This is a genomic window from Brevundimonas sp. SL161 (assembly GCF_049896985.1).
Lineage (GTDB): Bacteria > Pseudomonadota > Alphaproteobacteria > Caulobacterales > Caulobacteraceae > Brevundimonas.
This window is the reverse complement of sequence record NZ_JAFCVJ010000081.1, coordinates 1-930: the sequence shown is the minus strand read 5'-3', so window position 1 is coordinate 930 and position 930 is coordinate 1. Positions and strand designations below refer to the sequence as shown.

The 930-nt window shown below is 67.5% G+C and carries 1 pseudogene; it reads left to right on the top strand.

The annotated features are described in order from the left end of the window. A pseudogene (locus ACP7AU_RS17715) lies at positions 1 to 930 on the top strand (penicillin-binding protein 2); the annotation flags it as partial.

Below are 930 nucleotides of genomic sequence, written 5' to 3'. Positions count from 1 at the left end.
CGAACCTTCGATCTTCTTTGCCGATGTGAACGAGCGCCAGGGCTCGTTCCTGCGCCGTACTTTCGTGGTCGGCGGGCTGACGGCGCTGGGCGTTACGGCCCTGACCATCCGACTGGCCCAGCTTCAGGTCGTGCAGGCGCAGGAGTATTCGACCCTCGCCAGCCAGAACCAGTTCAACTTCCGCCTCGTCCCGCCGCCGCGCGGCCGAATCCTGGACCGCAACGGGGTCACCATCGCCGGCAACCGGCCCAGCTTCCGCGTCCTCGTCGTGCGCGACGAGACCAAGGATCTGGATCAGACGCTGGACCTGTTGGGTCGGCTGCTGCCGGACACCATCGACCGCCGCCGCGCCATCATCCGTGACGTCAACGCCGCACCGCGATTCAGCCCCGTGCCGGTCAAGAGCGACCTGAGCTGGGAAGAGTTCGCCAAGGTCAATCTGTACGCGCCCGAACTGCCCGGCGTGATGGCGGACATGAACGAGGCGCGCTTCTATCCCTACACCGGGGCCTTCGCCCATGTGATTGGCTATGTCGCCAAGGTCTCGGATCGTGACATCAAGGCGATCCGCGACAGGGGCGAGGAGCCGCCCCAGATGCTGTTCAACCCCGGCTTCCGCATCGGCCGCTCGGGCGTGGAGAAGGCGCTGGACACCGACCTGCGCGGCGAGGCCGGCGGCAACCGGGTCGAGGTCGACGCGCGCGGCCGCGTCGTGGCAGAGGATGTCGGCGGCTCTCGACCTGCCGTGCCAGGCAAGGACGTGGTCCTGACGCTGGACGCCGACGTGCAGAACCGGGCGCTGGAGGTGTTCGGCGACGAGTCCGGGGCCTGCGTGGTCATGGACGTCCGCAATGGCGATATCCTGTGCATGATGTCGGCGCCGTCGTTCGACCCGAACCTGTTCGTCACCGGCGTCCCCAGCCGCACCTA